Annotated in this window: 12 protein-coding genes; 3 read left to right on the forward strand and 9 right to left on the reverse strand. The window is 69.9% G+C overall.

All coding sequences use genetic code 11. The features are described from left to right. Positions 1-11 precede the first annotated feature (11 nt). Positions 12-1,577 (reverse strand): response regulator, encoded by a 1,566-nt coding sequence (locus ABJF88_12490; protein MEP0547744.1) that lies wholly within the window; start codon positions 1,575-1,577, stop codon positions 12-14. A gap of 196 nt (positions 1,578-1,773) precedes the next feature. Here ABJF88_12490 and ABJF88_12495 point away from each other — a divergent pair, with 196 nt between their 5' ends. Both ABJF88_12495 and ABJF88_12500 read left to right on the forward strand, forming a co-directional pair. Next, the gene (locus ABJF88_12495; GenBank protein MEP0547745.1) at positions 1,774-1,989 is read left to right on the forward strand and encodes a DUF2945 domain-containing protein; all 216 of its coding nucleotides are present in this window, start codon (positions 1,774-1,776) and stop codon (positions 1,987-1,989) included. A gap of 94 nt (positions 1,990-2,083) precedes the next feature. Then, positions 2,084-4,801 (forward strand): alpha/beta fold hydrolase, encoded by a 2,718-nt coding sequence (locus tag ABJF88_12500; GenBank protein MEP0547746.1) that lies wholly within the window; start codon positions 2,084-2,086, stop codon positions 4,799-4,801. Between the two features lie 114 nt (positions 4,802-4,915). Here ABJF88_12500 and ABJF88_12505 read toward each other — a convergent pair whose 3' ends face one another. The 8 genes from ABJF88_12505 to ABJF88_12540 form a co-directional block, all read right to left on the reverse strand. Continuing rightward, positions 4,916-5,767 carry a ferritin-like domain-containing protein gene (locus ABJF88_12505; protein ID MEP0547747.1) on the reverse strand — a complete coding sequence of 284 codons (852 nt, stop codon included), beginning with the start codon at positions 5,765-5,767 and terminating at the stop codon, positions 4,916-4,918. A 66-nt stretch (positions 5,768-5,833) separates the two neighbouring features. After that, positions 5,834-6,829, reverse strand: coding sequence for a ferritin-like domain-containing protein (locus ABJF88_12510; protein MEP0547748.1), 996 nt, complete (start codon positions 6,827-6,829; stop codon positions 5,834-5,836). 476 nt (positions 6,830-7,305) lie between these two features. Next, positions 7,306-8,112, reverse strand: coding sequence for a ferritin-like domain-containing protein (locus ABJF88_12515; protein ID MEP0547749.1), 807 nt, complete (start codon positions 8,110-8,112; stop codon positions 7,306-7,308). A 55-nt stretch (positions 8,113-8,167) separates the two neighbouring features. After that, the gene (locus ABJF88_12520; protein MEP0547750.1) at positions 8,168-8,863 is read right to left on the reverse strand and encodes a ferritin-like domain-containing protein; all 696 of its coding nucleotides are present in this window, start codon (positions 8,861-8,863) and stop codon (positions 8,168-8,170) included. A 194-nt stretch (positions 8,864-9,057) separates the two neighbouring features. After that, positions 9,058-11,100, reverse strand: a complete 2,043-nt coding sequence (locus tag ABJF88_12525) for an ATP-binding protein (GenBank protein MEP0547751.1) — start codon at positions 11,098-11,100, stop codon at positions 9,058-9,060. 69 nt (positions 11,101-11,169) lie between these two features. After that, positions 11,170-12,393, reverse strand: a complete 1,224-nt coding sequence (glp, locus tag ABJF88_12530) for a gephyrin-like molybdotransferase Glp (GenBank protein ID MEP0547752.1) — start codon at positions 12,391-12,393, stop codon at positions 11,170-11,172. Between the two features lie 4 nt (positions 12,394-12,397). After that, entirely contained in the window at positions 12,398-14,149 is a 1,752-nt protein-coding gene (recJ, locus tag ABJF88_12535; protein ID MEP0547753.1) for a single-stranded-DNA-specific exonuclease RecJ, read from the reverse strand. Positions 14,150-14,258: 109 nt separating this feature from the next. Continuing rightward, positions 14,259-15,440 (reverse strand): hypothetical protein, encoded by a 1,182-nt coding sequence (locus ABJF88_12540; GenBank protein MEP0547754.1) that lies wholly within the window; start codon positions 15,438-15,440, stop codon positions 14,259-14,261. Between the two features lie 251 nt (positions 15,441-15,691). On the opposite strand from ABJF88_12540, the gene ABJF88_12545 reads away from it, so the two are divergent. After that, a complete protein-coding gene (locus ABJF88_12545) occupies positions 15,692-17,947 on the forward strand; it encodes a cyclic nucleotide-binding domain-containing protein (GenBank protein ID MEP0547755.1) in 2,256 nt (751 codons plus the stop codon). Positions 17,948-17,994 lie beyond the last annotated feature (47 nt).

Here is a 17,994-nt window from a genome sequence, read left to right on the forward strand (position 1 = left end):
ATCGGGCGGAGCTAGCGCGGACGCAGCGTGACGACGGGAAGGATCATCTCTTCGAGCGAGGCCCCGCCATGCTGGAACGTGTCTTTGTAGTGGTTGAGGTAGCGGTGGTAGTTCGTCGGGTAGACGAAGTAGTAGTCCTCCTTCGCGAAGATGTAGTTCTCGTTCAGGCCGGTGCGCGGGAGGCCGTACGTCTCCGGCTCCCGGACGAAGATGGCGTGGCGCTCGTCGCACTTGAGGTTGCGGCCGTGCTTGTAGCGGAGGCTCGTTGAGGTCTCGCGGTCGCCAATGACTTTGGTGGCGTGGAGGCTACGGATCGCGCCGTGGTCCGTCGTGATGACGATCGTGACGTCCTGCTGGGCCAGCTCTTCGAAAGCCCGGTAGAGCCAACTGTGCTCGAACCACGTCCGCGTGAGGGCACGGTAGGCGCGCTCGTCCGGGGCGATCTCCTTGAGCACGTTCGAGTCGGAGCGGCTGTGGGCGAGGATATCGACGAAGTTGACGACGACGGCGGCGAGGTCGTGCTGGGCGAGGTCGGTGATGCTGTCGGCGAGGGCGATGCCGGTCTCGGCGTTCGTGATCTTCTCGTAGCGGACGCGGGCGTCGCGCTTATGCTTCCGCTTGAGGAGCTCGCCGAGGAACTCGGCCTCGAACTGGTTGAGCGAGTGCTCGTCGCCGTTGTCGTGCTGCCAGAACTGCGGGTAGCGTGTGGCGAGGTCGATGGGGAGGAGTCCGCCGAAGATGGCGTTGCGGGAGTACGGCGTGGCCGTCGGGAGGAGCGAGCAGTGCCAGTCCTTCTCGACGTTGAAGAGGGGGTAGAGCAGGCGCTCGAACTCCAGCCACTGGTCGAAGCGCATGCAGTCGATGAGGAAGAAGAGCACGGGCTTGCCGCCGTCGAGGTGGGGGAGCACCCACTTCGGGAGGACCTCGTGCGAGAGCGGCGGCCGGTCGGTCGTGTCGCCGTCCTTCGCCTGCCCGATCCATCCAGGATACACCTCTTCAATGAACCGGCCGAACTCGCGGTTGGCGTCTCGGTACTGGTCGTCGAGGATCTGGCGAGCGGCGTCGTCGGCGTCGAGCTCGAGCCCGTAGCGGACGAGTTCGCTGTAGACCTCGGTCCAGCCTTTCCAGTCGAGCCCGCTGTTAATCTCGGCCGAGAGCTGGCCGAACGACTGGAGATAGTTCTGCGACGCTTTCTCTTCGCGCAGCCGGCCGCCTTCGAGGAGCCGCTTGCAGGTGAGGAGGATCTGCTTCGGGTTGACCGGCTTGATGAGGTAGTCGGCGATCTGCTGCCCGATCGCGTCCTCCATGATGTGCTCCTCCTCGCTCTTCGTGATCATCACGACGGGCGTCTCGGGCGACACGTCTTTGATCTCGCCGAGGGCGTCGAGCCCGCCCATCCCCGGCATCTGCTCGTCGAGGAAGACGACGTCGAAGCGCTGCTCGCGCACCTTGTCCACGGCGTCGGCGCCGTTCGTGACGCTCGTCACGTCGAACCCTTTGGCTTCGAGGAAGAGGATGTGGGGCCGGAGGAGGTCGATCTCGTCGTCGGCCCAGAGGATGCGGCGGGAGTCTGCCATGGACGGGTGCGGGGTTGGAAGGGGGAGGGGCTGCAACCCGACGGCGGGCCGGGTTGATCCGCCGGGGCGGCTCGTCAGAAGAACGGACGGCGGGCGCTGAGATTGCCCTCTGTTGGGGCCGGCGTTGAGACCCCGCGCCCGCGAGGGCTCGTACGAAACCGGCCTCTCTATTCTCCTCTCTCCTCATTCTCAGCCTATGTCACGCTTCAACAACGGCGACACCGTCACGTGGAACTGGGGCTCCGGCACCGCCACGGGCACCGTCCAAGAATCCTTTACCGAGCGCGTCACGCGCACCATCAAAGGCACCGAGGTCACGCGCGACGCCGACGTCGACAACCCCGCGTACCTCATCGAGCAGGACGACGGTGACCGCGTGCTGAAGTCGGAGAGTGAGTTGAGCGCGGCGTGATCGTCGGCTCGGCGTAACCGGCGAGCGCATCCTCGCGTACGGCGTTCCTATACTGTGCGCGCCTCTCCGCTGTTTACCGCCAACCTCTCCTGCCATGACGCTGCTCTACCGCTGTACGCTTCTGCTCGTGCTCGCGGCGACCGCTTTGCCCGCCGCCGCCCAACTCCCCCCGCTCGTCGACCGCGAGGTGTTCTTCGGCGACCCCGAGATCGCCGGGGGCCAGCTCTCGCCCGACGGGCAGTACCTCTCGTTCCTCAAGCCCTACGACGACGTGATGAACGTCTGGGTGAAGGGGATCGATGAGTCGTTCGATGCGGCGCGCCCGCTCACGGCCGACGACCGCCCCGTCCCCGGCTACTTTTGGAGCGAAGACGGCCGCTACGTCCTCTACGTGCAGGACAAAGGCGGCAACGAGAACTACCACATCTACGCCGTCAACCCCTCTGCCGAGGCCGATCCGGCGACGGGCGTTCCCCCGGCGCGCGACCTCACCCCGCTCGACGACGTCCGCGCGCAGATCCTCGCGACGCCCCAGAACAGCCCGAACGAGATCGTCGTCGGCCTCAACGACCGCGACGCGGCGTGGCACGACGTCTACCGCCTCAACCTCGAAACGGGCGAGCGCGAGCTCGTCGTGGAGAACACAGAGCGGATTGCGGGCTGGCAGACGGACCTCAACGGGAACGTCCGCCTCGGCCTCCGCATCGACCCGAAGGGGACGACCGAGGTACTCCGCGTCGGCAACGACCTCTCCATCGAGCCGGAGCCGGTCTACACCTGCTCCGTCGAGGAGTCCTGCGGGCCCGTGCGCTACCACGAGGACGGCCGCCGCGTGTACATGATCACGAACAAGGGCGATCGCGACCTCACCGAGCTCGTCCTCTTCGACCCGGCGACGGGCGAGGAGGCCTTCGTCGAGCGCGATCCCGAGGGGCAGGTGGACTTCGGTGGCGCGCTCTTCTCGAACGCCACCGACGAGCTGATCTTGACCTATTACACCGGCGACCGGACGCGGCTCTACCCCAAGACCGACGCCCTCGCCGCCGATCTCGACTTCCTCCGCGCGAACCTCCCCGACGGCGAGCTCGGCCTCGGCAGCCTCACGAACGACGACCGGCTGATGACGGTCCGCGTCACGCGCGACGTCGACCCCGGCTCGGTCTACCTCTTCAACCGTGAGGCGCAGACCGTCGAGAAGCTCTACACCTCGCGGCCCGACCTCCCCGTCGAGCACATGGCGAACATGCAGGCCATCCGCTACACCGCCCGCGACGGCATGGAGATTCCGGCCTACCTCACGCTCCCGAAAGGCGTCGAGCCGACGAACCTCCCGACGATCATCTTCCCGCACGGCGGGCCGTGGGCGCGCGACACCTACGGCTACGACTCCTTCGCGCAGTTCCTCGCCAACCGTGGCTACGCCGTGCTCCAGCCCAACTTCCGCGGCTCGACGGGCTACGGCAAGGCGTTCCTCAACGCGGGCAACAAGGAGTGGGGCACGGGGGCGATGCAGCACGACCTCACCGACGGCGTGCAGTACCTCATCGACGAGGGCATCGCCGACGCTGGGCGCGTCGGGATCATGGGCGGCTCGTACGGCGGCTACGCCACGCTCGCGGGCGTGACGTTCACCCCGGACCTCTACGCCGCCGCCGTCGACATCGTCGGCCCGAGCAACCTCATCACGCTCCTCGAATCGATCCCACCGTACTGGGAAGCCGGCCGCGTGATCTTCCACACGCGGATGGGCGACCCGAACACGGACGAGGGCCGCGCCCAGCTCGAAGCGCAGAGCCCGCTGAACTTCGCCGACCGCATCACGACGCCGCTCCTCGTGATCCAGGGGGCCAACGACCCCCGCGTGAAGCAGCGCGAGGCCGACCAGATCGTCGTCGCCCTCCGCGACCGCGACTACCCCGTGCAGTACCTCGTCGCGCCCGACGAGGGCCACGGCTTCCGCGGGGAAGAGAACCGCATGGCGATGATGGTGTCCATCGAGACCTTCCTCGCCGAGCACCTCCAGGGCCGCGCGCAGGAAGGCGCCGCGCCCGAGATCGAGGCGAAGCTCGAAGCCATCACCGTGGACCCCGCGACGGTCGTCGTGACCGACCCGATGGGGGCGGCGGACATGAGCGCGATGACGTTCGACGGGGCCGCCGTCCAGCCGATGGCGATGACGTACAACATCACGATGAACGTGCAGGGGCAGGAGATCGCGCTCGACAACCCGACGCGGACTGTCGCAGCCGTCGAGTACGACGGGCAGCCCGCGCTCGCGATCGTGGACCGCGCGACGCTCCCGCCGGCGATGGGCGGGATGGCGATGGCGGACTCGTTCGTCGTCGCCCGTGCTGATTTCGCGCCGCTCTACCGGAAGCTCCAGCAGGGGCCGGGCACGATCGTGCTCACGTACTCGGACAGCGAGGTGCAGGGCACGATGTCGCAGGGCGGGCAGTCGATGCCGTTCACGAGCGCGCTCGACCTCCCGATCGTCGCCGACAACAACGCGCTCGAAGTCGCGCTCGGCACGATGCCGCTGGCGGAGGGCTACACGGCGTCGTTCGCCACGTACAACCCGATCCCCGGCCAACAAGGCCTCGCGACGTACACCCTCGACGTCACCGGGATGGAGGAGGTCACGGTCCCGGCCGGGACGTACACGGCGTACGTCGTCGAGATGGACAAGGCCGACTCCACCGAGGACACGACGCTCTACCTCGACGCCGAGAGCGGGGTGGTCGTGAAGTCGATGTCGACGCTACCCGCGCAGGCGGGCGGCGGCACCATCATCGCCGAGTTGACGGGGATGTGACCCACCCCCGCGGATTTACAAACGAGCGCCCGGCCTCCGCGATGGAAGCCGGGCGCTTTTTACTTCGTCAGAAAGCGGGAGGGGCCGAAGCCGCCCCACCCTCCTCGCGCCGCATTAGCGGCGGTTGCGGCCGGTCAGCGGGTTGTCTCCTACGATGAACGGGGCGACGATGTTGAGCACTTCCTCGGTGGTGAGCGGCTCGTCCCACGCCTCGGTGACCTGCTCGGCCCCGATGCCGGAGACGGCCGGCACGTCGATGTTGTACTTCACCGTCTGGTTCATCCCGGCGTAGACCGCCGCGACGGCCGGAGCCGGCGACTCGTCGAACGGGATCCACCCCTGCGAGCCGCGGAGGCGGCGCACCTTCGAGGCGTGGCGCGCCTCGACGGAGTGGATGCCGAGCGCGGCCGTCAGCACCGCGCTGGCATCGATAAGGAAGGGGACCTGCCCCTTGTACGCCCGGACGCCGGTGTCCTCGAACGCCTGCGAGAGGAGCAGGAACGTCGGGTAGTCGTTGAACGGGTCCAGCGTGCCCCCGGCCGTGAAGTCGAAATCCGGGACGGGAGGATCCGGGGGCGCGGGATTCTGATCGCCCGCGATCTGAGCGATGAGGAAATCGACGTGATCGGACTCGTGATCCGCGACGATCTCGTAAAAGGCCCGAACGTCATCTGGCATGGAGAGCGTCTTCGAATCGAGCGCCGTGTTATAGAAGTTCCGCTCGAGGTACTCGAGCGTGAGGGCGAACAGGAGCACGTCGGAGACGGTGCGCGGGTTCGACTGGGCACGGGCGGCGGAGGCGAACAGCGTGGCCGGGGCAGACGCGAACGCGAGCCCGAGGCCGACTTTGCCGAGGCTGCGGAGGGCGGCGCGGCGGGTGTTCTCCAGGGAGGCCTCCTCCGTCAGCACGTCGGAGAGCAGGTCGGAGGCGGTCGCCGTGGGGGTATCGGTCTTGATGGGATTCATAGTCAGGTCCTCTTCGGGTGTACAGTCCGTGTGGGGCATGCGGCTGAGCATGCGCGAGCGCGGGACTTACAGGCCGGTGGGCGTGATTTCGTTTTGGATGAACGGCGCGGCTGCTGTGAGCACTTGAGTGGGGGACAACGACCGCTCGATGGAAAACCCTCCGAGGTCGTCGCCGCCGGCGAACAGCTCGTCGAACGCGAAGTTGTTCGGGTCGATGATGTCGCGGATGGCCGCGGCGTGGCGCGCCTCAACGGACACGATCTCGCCGGCGTTCACGAGGGGGTCCACCTGGTTGATGAGGACGCCGGCTCCGTTATAAGCCGCGACGCCGAGGTCCTCGAAGGTCCGCGCCGTCTCGAGCACGCTCGTCCGGTCGCCGAAGTTGACGGCGGAGAAGTCCGTCCGGAGCCCGCGGATGGGCGTCCCGCCCTGCTCGAGGATCTTCGCCTGGAAGAACTCGCGGTGGGCGACCTCGTGTGCGAGGAGGTCGTTGAGGACGTTCTGCTCGTCGGCGTTGAAGATGGTGCCGAACGCGGGGTCCGCGACGACGGCGGCGTAGAAGGCGGCTTCGAGTTGTTCGAGCGCGTAGGCGTAGTTGAGCACGCCGGTACGCCCCGCGAAGCTGAGTTCGAGCGGGCCGCCGGGCGCAAGGACGAAGGCCGTCGTTGCGGTCCCACCGTCGGTCACCGTGACCTCCGTCATGTCCGTGACGAAGCCGTTCGTGGACGCGACGAGGGTAAACGTCCCCACCGGGAACTCCTCAATCGTGAAGGACCCGTCCTCCTGCGTCATCACGGTGCGGGGGATGCCGTCGTCGTCGAAGGAGATCAGGACGTCGGCGATGCCCTCGCCGGTCTCCGAGTCGGTGACGGTCCCGGTGATGGTGCCGAAGTCGCCGGGGACGATGGGGTCGGGCGTATCGGAGTCACAGCCGGCGGCGACGAGGACGACTCCGCCGATGCCGGCGAGCTTCAGGAAGGAGCGTCGGCTGGCTCGCGAGTCAAGCTGGGGCGAGGCCGCGTCAAGCTGGGGCTCGGTGTGGGAGCGAATCAAGTCAGACATAGGTCCGAGGAATGGTGGCTGGTGGAATGTGGTAGAGGTGCCGTCTCGTCTCACGCGGCGGACGGCGCCGGCCCAGAGGGGAGAGGCTGTGCAGGCGGCCGTGAGGAGTAGGGGTGGCCGACTTTCGGAGTCAAAATAAGGTGAACAAACGCACTGTGTGCTACTTAGTTCGATAGGGCACGAAAACCAGACCCATCGCGGGTTCCGGTCTGAGCCCCGCCTCCGCCTCCGATATGGGGCTAGTGGAGCGCGCCATAGGCGAACGTCGGTGGGTTCGGGCGCCGCCGAGGGGGACGGCGTATCGCGGCCTCCGAGCCGCCGCTACAAACGTGCGACGAGGGGTGGCATTCGCCACCCCCCGTCGGTTCGAGGTGCTACGCTTGGACCGGGATTGAGCGGACGCACCCACGGGCGCCCATCCCACGCAAGACCTCGAAGGGTCACGGCCCGGAGAGGGCCGGGTTGTGCCGCGCGGATCAGCCGTCGATGAACGGGCCGGCAATCGCGAGCACGTCGTCCATCGAGAGCGTCTCGTCGAACGCCTCCGTGATCTCTTCCACCGTGTAGCCGGAGAGGGCGTTGACGAGGTTGACCCCGCCCTGCGTGACGTTGTCTTCCCCGGCGTACACCGGCTGGATCGCCGCGATCGCGCCGGGCTGGGCGTTGGGAATCCATCCCTGATTGCCGCGGATCCGGCGGACGGCGGCCGCGTGGCGCGCCTCGACGGAGTGGATCTGGAGCGCGGCGGTGAGGTAGGCCGGCGTCGTGATGTTCGCGGCCTGGCCCTTGTAGGCCCGGACGCCGGTGTCTTCGAACGCCTGCGAGAGCGTGAGGAACGTGGCGTAGTCGCCGAACGGATCGAACGGGCCGCTGCCGGAGCCGTCGCCGCCGGTGAAGTCGAAGGCGTCGTCATCGAACGAGACGGGCTCGCCGCCGGCCGCGGTGATGGCGCTGGCGAGGAACGCGACGTGCGCGTCCTCGTCGGCGCTGATCCGCTCGAAGAGCGGGCGGTCGGCGGACTCGATCACGCCGGCGTCGAGCCCGAGGCGGTAGAAGGCGCTCTCGAGGTATTCGAGCGTGAGGGCGTAGTTGAGGATGTCGACGTCGGTGGCGGGGTCGAACCCGTAGTTCGAGGCCATCACTTTCTTCGCCATGCCGAAGAACGGGAGGGCGACGAGGGCCGCGCCTGCGCTGTACCGGCCGGCGGTGCGGAGGGCGTCGCGGCGGGAGGTCGGCACGTTGCCGAGGGCGTCGTCGAGGTTGCTAAAGAGATCGGTCGTCATGAGGAGTACGAGCTAGAGGAGCACAGAGAGAGTGGACGGGCGGGCGGAGCGGGGATCACGCGTTGATGGCCCGGATATCGTCGATGATGAAGTCGCTCGCGGCCGTGAGCACGGCGCTCGGGGCGAGGGCGCGGTCGAGCCCGTTGGCATCGATCACGCCGCTGCCGGCGATCGAATTGGCGGAAAGCAAGCTGGAGATCACCGACGCATGCCGCGCTTCGACGGAGACGATCTTGCCTGCGATCGTGAGGAACGTGCCGTCGGAGAGGTACTGCCCGGCGCCGTTGTAGGCGGCGACGCCGAGGTCCTCGAACACCTGCGCCGTGCCGAGCACGCTGGACCGGCTGGCGAAGTCGATGCTGGTGAAGTTGGGCGTGAGGTTCGGGATCGGCGTCCCGCCGTTCATCGCGATGGCCGCCTTGAGGAAGTCGCGGTGGATGCCTTCGTGCGCGGCGAGGTCGCGGAGGATGGCCTGCTCGTCGGCGTCGAACGTGGACGAGAACGCCGCATTCATCACGACGGTCGCGTAGAAGGCCGCTTCGAGCTGTTCGAGCGCGTAGGCGTAGTTGAGCACGCCGAAGTCGTTCGAGAAGTCGAGCGTGACGACCCCGTCTTGCATATCGTCGGGGTCGTCGGAATCGCAGCCCGCGGCGACGAGGACGGCGCCGCCGAGGCCGGCGAGCTTGAGGAAGGAGCGGCGGCTGGCTCGGGGATCGGCCGGCGACGCGAAGGGAGAGGCTAGATCAGACATGAGCATCGAACGGAGAGTGGGTGGACAGAGGGGGCCGACTCGTCGCGCAGCAAGGCGGGTCGAAGCGGCGTTCTGTCCAACAGGGCGCAGGGGGGCTTGTTCGCCCCAGATCCCCCGCATTGCGCTCAATCGATGCTCAATCCGTGCTCACTCCATCCCCCGAGGGCGAATAGGCAGCACACCCCGTTCCCGACTCAGGCGGCGAGTTCCCGCTGCCACAGGGCGGCGACGACGTGCTCGATCCCACGCTTGAGGTAGCGGCGGAAGCTGCTGAACGGCATGTCGAGCTGCTCGGCGGCCTCGGCCTGCGTGCGCGCCGGGTCGAGGTAGGTCGCGTCGAGGGCGAGGTAGTACGGGGCCTCGCGCGGCGTCGCGTTGAGCTCCTCGGCGGCCTCGTTGAGCAGGGCGCGCAGCGCCTCCACCCGGTCGCCGCCGGCCGCTTTTTCGAGGACGAGGCGGGAGCGCAGGAGCGGGCTGTCGGCGAGGTCGTGGGGGCGGGCGTAGTCGCGGAGCGCGTCGCGGACGGCCTCGCCGAAGTCGGGCTCGCTGAGGACGACGAGGCGGTCCGGCCGCTCCGGCTCGGCACCCGGCGAGGAGGGCAGCCCGCGCTCGGCGAGGCCTTCGAGCCACACGCCGGGCGGGACGGCGCGCCAGTCGTGCCCGTACACCCCGAACGCTCGGCCGCCGACCTCGAAACCCGCGTCGGGCAGCCGCTGCAGGCCGACGAAGGTGAAGATCATCGCCCAGAAATCGGGGTCGGCGCACGGGAGGAACGTGTACGCGAGCCCCTCGGTGCCGAGGTAATGGCGGACGGTGGCGACGAAGATGAGGCTCTGCACGGCCGACACGTCCTGATAGTCCTCGCGGTCCATCCAGAACCGGAAGACCGTCGCCCGCTCGCCCGGCCGGAGCGGGGCGTGGGCTTCGAGGTGAGCCCAGGCGGCTTCGGCGCAGGGGTCGGCCGCGCGCTCCTCGGCCGTCGTCGCGTCGAGGGCGAGGCAGAAGAGGAAGCCGGTCGCGTGGCCGTCCTCGTCGCGGAACACCTGCACGCGCTCGGGCTGAAGCCGGAACCAGTGCGCGGCGATCTCCGCTGCCGCCTCGCCCTCGTGGCCGCTCACGAGGGCTCGCAGCGCGTCCCACTCGTCGTCGCGCGGCTGGCCGGAGGTCTGAGGCCGCGCCTTCTGCCACTGCCCGCGGAGTTGAGCGAAGAGCGGCTGCACAATCGGATTGTGGCGGTGGAGAAAGGTGTAGTCGGCAAGCGTGGCGACCTGCTCGCGCTCGGAGCCGGTGTGGAGGAGGCGGCGGGTGTAGGCGGCGCGGGCGCGGTGGTTGAGCGCGGCGAAGCGTTCGGGGCGGCGCCAGCGAAGGTCAGCGCCGAGCGTCTCGCGGGCGAGGTCGTGGAGGATGAGCCCGTTCTCGCTGGCCTCGACGAACGAGAGGCCACGGAGCCACTCGAACGCGGCGTGAGTGTCGTCGCGCTCCAGCAGGTCGGCTAGTAACCCCTCGGTGACGACGCGGACGGTCGCCGCCGCTTCGAGCGCCGCGTGCTCGGCCTCGTCGTCGATCTCCTGCATGAACCGTGTGAGGAGCGTGCCGACGACGTCGGGCGATTCGTCCACCTGAAACGGCAGGCCCGGCTTCCGCCGGCAGTGGTCGGCGACGAGGGAGAGGGCGAGGGGGTGGCCGTGCGTGAACCGGAGGACGGCGTCGTGCTCGGCCGTCGGGACGCCCTGCTCTTCGAGGAGCGCGCGGCCCTCGTCGGGCGTGAGGTTGCGGAGGGGGAGGACGCGCGTGATCTCCTGCCAGCCGAGGTCGCCGCGCCACCCCGCGCTCGGCGCGTAGCGGCCCGCGAGCACGACGATCCACTCCTCGGACACGGTCGGCAGCAGCTCGTCGCGCAGCCAGTCGTCGAGGGGGTGGAGCGCCTCGTACGTGTCGAGGAGGAGGACGGCGCGCGCGGCGGGGAGCCCGGCGCCCGAAAGAGCCTGCCGCAGCGCGTCGGGCGCGGCGTCGAGGTCCCGCGCGTCGAGGTACGCGGCCGGGATTCCGGACTGCCGCGCGAGGTGCTCGAACTCGCGGAGGAGCGACGTCTTCCCCACCCCGCCGGGTCCGTGGAGGTAGAGCACGTGGAACGGCAGGGAGTCCGAGCCGAGCGCGTGTTCGAAGACGGCGCGTTCCTCTTCGCGACCGACGAAGAGGGCGTGCCGGGCCGCACGAAGACGGTCTTGCAAGGACATAGGCGGGGGTGGGTGGGTGCGCCCGCCTGAACGTCGGGTCGCGCTATTTGGTTCGATGGCCCCGCCCCGTCACCACCGCAGCCACTCGACCTCGACCGGCGTCCCGACCGCCGGGTCCTCGATTGCTTCGGGCAAGTGGATCAGCACGTCGGCGCGGAGGACGGAGGAGTAGAGGTTCGAGGCCTGCGCGCCGGTGGGCCGCACGCGCAGCCGCCCGTCGGCGTCGTGCTCGGCGAGGCCACGGACGAAGTGGTGCAGCCCCGCCTGCTTCGCCACGTCCTCGGCCAGCACGGCAGGCACCGTGCGCACCGTCGCAGACCGGCCGAGGAGCGCGGCGAGGGCCGGGCGGACGTACTGCTCGAAGCACACGGCCGACGAGACGGGGTTGCCCGGTAACCCGAAGACGAGCGTATCGCCGCCCCGTCCACGAGGGCGCGTCCCGAATGCGAGCGGTTTGCCCGGCCGCTGCCGGACCCGCCAGAAGGCCCACGTCACGCCGAGCGCGTCGAGCACGTCGCGGACCACGTCATACTCCCCCATCGAAACGCCGCCGGAGACGACGACGACATCGGCGTCGAGCGCTACGCCGAGCACGCGGCGGGCGTCGTCCGCGTCGTCGCGGGCGTGGAGCGGGCCGACGACGGTGCCGCCCGCCGCGACGACCTGCGCGGCGAGCGCCGGCCCGTTCGCGTCGCGGACGTGGCCGGCCCGCAGCGCCGCTCCTGCCGGCACGAGCTCATCTCCCGTCGCCACGACGGCGACGCGCGGCGGGACGCGCACGGCTAGCTCCGCGAACCCGAGCGTCGCCGCCATCCCGACGACGGGCGGCGTGACGACGGTGCCGGTCTTGGCCATCGTGTCGCCCGGCTGCACGTCCTGCCCGGCGGGGCGGACGTACTGCCCCGCCGTCGGCGCGCGGCCGATGAGGACGCGGTCGCCGTCCGGCTCGGTCCACTCGACGGGCGCGACGGCGTCGGCCCCGGCGGGGATCGGCGCGCCGGTCATAATCCGTACGCACGTGCCCGGCTCGACGACGACGTCCGGCATCCGCCCGGCCGCGGCTTCGCCGATGACGCGCAGCGTTGCCGTCCCACCGTCGAAGTCGGCTGTCCGAACCGCAAACCCGTCCATCGCTGAGTTGTCGAACGGCGGGATCGCGTCGCGGCTCACGACGGGTTCAGCGAGCGTCCGCCCGAGGGCGTCGGCGAGCGGGACGTGCTCGACCGGCTGCACCCACGTCACCGCTGCGAGCACGGTCCGGCGGGCTTCGGCGACGGAGAGGAGCTCGCGCATGGCGTCACGCGCCGGTGCTCGGGCGCACGTCCTTCGCTTTGAGCTGGAGCTCCGTCCGCCCGTTCCACGTGTTCTCCTCGACGCAGAACGCGAGCTCGACGGGCGTGCCGGTGCGAACACTTTCGCGGAGCACCGGGAGCCGCTCGGCGAGGCCGAACCCGATCACAGAGTAGACGCCGTGGCCGCTCCGCTGAGCGACGCGCAGGCGAAGGTGGGTCTGGTCCTTCCCCACCGCCTTTGGCTCGCCGACGAGGCGGAGGTCGCGGCCCCAGAACACCGGCTTCGGGTTGTCCGGGCCGAACGGGCCGAACTGACGGAGGACTTGCCAGAACCGCCCGCCGACGCCGTCGGCGATGTGGGCGAGGTCGAGGTGGGCGTCGAGCGCGATCTCGGGTTCGAGGTCGGACGGCTCGACGCGCTCGCCGACGGCGGCGCTGAGGGCTTCGCGGAAGGCGGCGAGGTTCTCGAGTGGGAGCGAGACGCCCGCAGCTGCCGCGTGGCCGCCGAAGCCGATGAGCAGGTCGCTGCACTGCCGGAGGGCGTCGTAGATCGAGACGCCGTCGATCGAGCGGGCGCTGCCGCGCGCGACGCCGTTGTCCCCCGTGAGCATCACCGTCGGCCGGTAGAACCGCTCGACGATGCGGCTGGCGACGATGCCGATGACGCCACTGTGCCAGTGCGGCTGGTGGAGCACGAGCGCGAACGGATCGCTCGCGGCGACCTGCGCATCGGCCTCGATGAGCGCTTCGGCGAGCGTGTGGCGGTCGAGCTCCTGCCGCTCGCGGTTGACGGCGTCGAGGTCGGCGGCGAGCTGCTTGGCTACGGCCGGATCGTCGGCCATCAGGAGGTCCACGGCGCGGCCGGCGTCGCCCATCCGCCCGGCGGCGTTGATGCGCGGGCCGAGCGTGAAGACGACGCGCGAGGTCGAGCAGTCGCCGAGGTCGACGCCCGCGACTTCGGCGAGCGCGCGGAGGCCGAGGCGAGGCGCCGAGGCGAGCCGAGCCAGCCCCGCGTGCATCAGCAGCCGGTTCTCGTCGACGATCGGGACGATGTCGGCGGCGATCGAGACGGCGAGGAGGTCGAGGTAGGGATGCGCGCGCTCCGGCCCGAGGCCGAGCCGCTGGAGCGTGCCCTGCATCAGCTTGTAGCCGACGCCGCAGCCCGAGAGCCCGGTGAAGGGGTACGCGCAGTCCGGCCGCTTCGGGTCGAGCACGGCGACGGCGTCGGGGACGGTGTCGAGCGCGGTGTGGTGGTCGCAGATGATGAGGTCGAGCCCGAGCACGTCTTTGGCGTACTTCGCTTCCTCGTGCGCCGTGATCCCGCAGTCGATCGCGATGACGAGGCTCGCGCCGCGCTCGACGGCCTCGTCGAGCCCCGCCGTGCACAGCCCGTAGCCGTGCTCGAACCGGTTCGGGACGAAGTACGTGGCCTCGACGCCGTGCTCGCGCAGGAACAACGTCATCATCGCGGCCGAGGTCGTGCCGTCCACGTCGTAGTCGCCGTAGACCATCACGCGCTCCCGCTGGGTGATCGCCTCGGCGACGCGGTCGGCGGCGCGGTCCATGTCCCGCATGAGGAACGGGTCGTGGACGGCGTCGAGCGAGGGGCGGAAAAAGCTGCGTGCCACGTCGAACGAGTCCACGCCACGGAGGACGAGGGCGCGGGCGAGCGCTTCGGGGAGGTCGTTGAGTTGGCGCGCGATCTCGGCGATGGCCACTTCGTCGGCCGCCGGGCGCAGGGTCCACCGGTAGTTCATTCCCGCCAGGTTGAGTGCTCATTCACGTCGGTCCGCGTGTCAAAAGACAGCGGGGCGGCAGGAATATAACCGCACCCTCCGGCGGGGTCGTGTCACCGCGCCCCGCGCCTCAGAACAGCTCGACGAGGTAGGCCGCGCCCGGCCGGCCCTCGGCGGCGCTGCCGATGACGGCGGCGCGCCCGGCCTGATCGACGGCGCTCCCGAACGCCCACTCGCCGACGTCCATCACCTGCTGCTGCACCCACCCTGCCTCGGGCAGATATGCGAACGCGTAGACGACGCGGTCGATGTTGAACGTCAGCCCGATCTGCTCGCTGTAGCCAACGACGAGCGCGCGGTCGCCGTCGAGCGTGACGGCCGTCCCGAACGAGCCGTCGCGGTAGGGCACGCTCGGCACGAGCGTCGCGATCCGCCGCCAGGCCCCGCTCCCGCTCCGGTGGTAGAAAACGGCGGTGCCGGAGCGGTTCGGCCCGGAGCGACTGTGACCGACGAGAAGGCGGTCGCCGTCGAGGTCGGCGTGGACGTCGAAGCTCTCGACGCCGCCGATTCGTGCTGCCTCGGCCCACACGCCCGCGCTGTCGCGCTCGAAGACGTAGACCGTGCCCGTGCCCTTCGGGTCGTAGGGCGAGGCTGTGACGAGGGCGCGGTCGCCGTCGAGGTCCGCCGCGCTGCCGAAGATGCCGGCGGCCGTGCCGCCGCTGCCTTCGAGTCGGGCGATGCGCTGCCAGCGGCCGGCGGCGTCGCGCTCGAAGAGGTACGCCGCGCCGCCGTAGGCCTGCCGCGCCGGGTCGCCGCCCGTCGTGACGAGGGCGCGGTCGCCGTCGAGGGCGATCGAACGGGCGAAGACCCCTTCGGTCTGATCGGGCTCGGCGATGAGTTTTGCCGCTTCGCGCCACGTGCCCGTGCTGTCGCGCTCGAAGACGTACGCCGCATTCGGCCGCCGGGGATCGACGACCTCGCCGCCCGCCGCGACGAGCGCGCGGTCTCCGCTGAGCGCCACGGCCCGGCCGAAGAAGTCGCCCGGCTCGCAGTCCATCGGTGCCAGACGCGCCGCTTCGACGAATACGTCGCTCGTGTCGCGCTCGAAGACGTACGCTGCGCCCGCGTTGGCTCCGCACGCCGCTTCGCCCGTGGCGCCGACGAGCACCCGGCTGCCGTCGCGGTCGAGGGCGACGGCGGCGCCGAAGTGGTTGCCTGCGGTCGTGTCCGCGTGGGCGAGGGCGCGGATCTGTGCATGGGTCACGCCGGGCACCCACAGGGCGAGCAGGAGCAGGGTTCGGACGTGATGCATGGGCACAGGATAGGGAGGACGAGCGGGGGGGCGAGCGCGGTTCCCCGGATCGCCGGGTTGATAGGTAACGCGCAGCCCTCGACATGTCGTGCCCGGTCGGCCGTGCCGCGTCGGCTGTCGTAATTAGTCCGACGCGGCCTGTAGCTTCGTAATTAAGTTGCAAACGTTTATTCCGGTGGCCGCAGGTTGAAGCCTTGCGGGATTTCCTCACTTCGTCTGACCGAGCCGCTCACCGTTTTCTCCTCGTGCCTATGTCCGATTCTCTTCCCCCCTGGCTCCGCGACGTCATTGCCGAGCACGGGGATGCCTTTACGCCGGTCACGCTCGTAGCCGGCGCGCACCTCTTCGACCGAGGCGATGCGCCGGATGCTCTCTACGTCGTGGAGGTGGGCGCGGTCTATGTCTACACCGGGGAGCCGGAAACGACGGACGCCGTGGCCCGGCTCGGGGAGGGCGCGCTCGTCGGGGAGATGGGCTTGCTGGTGGGGCAGCCGAGGATGGCGACCGTCGTGGCGGCGGAGCCGACGCGGCTGCTCCGGCTCCCGCGCGAGGCGTTCGAGCGGCTGCGGCGCACGCTCCCCTCGCTCGGACGCGCCGTGGCCGAGCAGGCGGTCCCCCGTTGGCAGCGCGTGCTTCTCGCGAAAGCCGTCGAGAACGTGTTCGGAGACGACGTGGACCTGGTCACGCAGCACGGCCTGCAGGCGCGTGTGGCATGGCACACCCTCTCGAGCAACGAAGCGATCTGCCGGCAGGGGGACGAAGGGGACTCGGTGTACCTGATCGTCAGCGGGCGCGTGGTCTTCGAGGTGGAGCGCGCCGATGGGACGGTCTTCGTCGTCGGCGAGGCGGGCGCGGGCGAGGCGGTGGGCGAGTTCTCCCTGCTGACGGGGGCGCCGCGCTCGGCATCGGTCATCGCCGCGCGGGAGACCACGTATGTGGAGATCGACCGCGCCCTCTTCTCCGAACTCGTCGCGGCTCATCCGGGCGTGCTTTACGCGCTCACCCGGCAGATGGCCGAGCGGCAGCAGCGGCTGAACGCGCACGGCCTCGCGTCCCTGGCGCCGTCCACGCTCACGATCACGCTCGCGCCGGTCAGTCCCGCGCTGTCCATCCGGCCGCTCGCCGAAGTCCTCGTGGCGGAGCTCGGCCGGCTGGGCTCGGTGCGGCTGATCAGCGCGGAGCGCGCCGACGAGGCGCTCGGCGCGGGAACGGCGGGGACGAGCGAACACGCCTCGCTCCACGCGGTCCTGATGCAGTGGCTCAACGAGCAGGAGGCCGAGGCCGACATCCTCGTGTTTATCGCCGATGCCGAGTGGACGCCGTGGACGCGCCGGTGCGTCAGCCGGGCCGACCGCGTGGTCTTCGTCGCCGAGTCTGGTGATGACGCCGCGCTCGGAGAAACGGAGCGCCGGCTCGCCGATTCCGAGGCGCGCTGCGACCGCGACCTCGTGCTCTGGCACCCGCCGGAGACCGAGCACCCCTCGGGCACGGCGCGCTGGCTGGACCTCCGCCCGGGCTACCGTCACTTCCACGTCCGGCGCGAGGACGCGGCCCACACGTCGCGGCTCGCCCGTCACCTCGCCGGCGTCGCCGTCGGGCTCGTGCTCGCCGGGGGTGGCGCGCGCGGCTGGGCCCACCTCGGCGTCTTCCGCGCGCTGGAGGAGCTGGCGATCCCGGTGGACTACATCGGCGGCTCCAGCTTTGGCGCGCTGCTCGGCGCCAGCCGCGCGTCGGAAGCCCCGTCCGACGTCCTCACGAAGGCGAGCGAGAAGTATGCGCGCAACGATGTCCTGTTCGACCGGACGTTTCCCATCGTCGCGATGAACGCCTCGCACCACCTGACCGCCTTCTGCCAGAACCTCTACGGGGAGCAGCGGATCGAGGACCTCTGGCTCCCGTTCTTCGCTATGGCGGTCAACCTCACGCGGGGCGAAACCGTCGTGCTCCGCCGGGGGCTGCTCTGGCGGGCGATTCGGACTTCCATCTCCGTTCCGGGCGTGTTCGCGCCCGTGGTGGAGGACGGGATGCTGATGGTGGACGGCGGTGTGCTCAACAACTTCCCCGTGGACGTGATGAAGGCCGAGAGCGGCAGCGACCGCATCATCGGCGCGGCGATCAGGACGGTGAGCGGGAAGGCCTACACCTACGACATGGAGACCGGGGTGTCCGGGTGGCGGGCGCTGTGGCAGCGGCTCAACCCGTTCGCCCGCTCGCCGCGGCTCCCCGTCCTCAGCCGCGTCCTGACGCAGACGCTGTTCGTGGGCAGCGCGCCGCTGAGCGAGCAGAACACCCGACTCGCCGACCTGGTGATCCCGCTCGACATCCGCGGGAGCATGCTTAATTTCGAGCCCTTCCGCCGAATTGCGGAGGACGGCTACGAGCAGTCCATCGACCTCCTCCGCGCCTGGGTCGCCGAGCAACCCGACCTCCGCGACGAAGCAAGCTCGGAGGCGGCGGGCAGGACGCGCACCGCCGAGTCGGCTGCGCAGGTGCCCGTCGTCGTGTGAAAGGGTGGATCTGTCGTCCTGCGTTGCCAGGCGGGCTCGGCGTATTT

The sequence above is a fragment of the Rhodothermales bacterium genome, from assembly GCA_039944855.1.
Taxonomy (GTDB): domain Bacteria; phylum Bacteroidota; class Rhodothermia; order Rhodothermales; family JANQRZ01; genus JBBSMX01.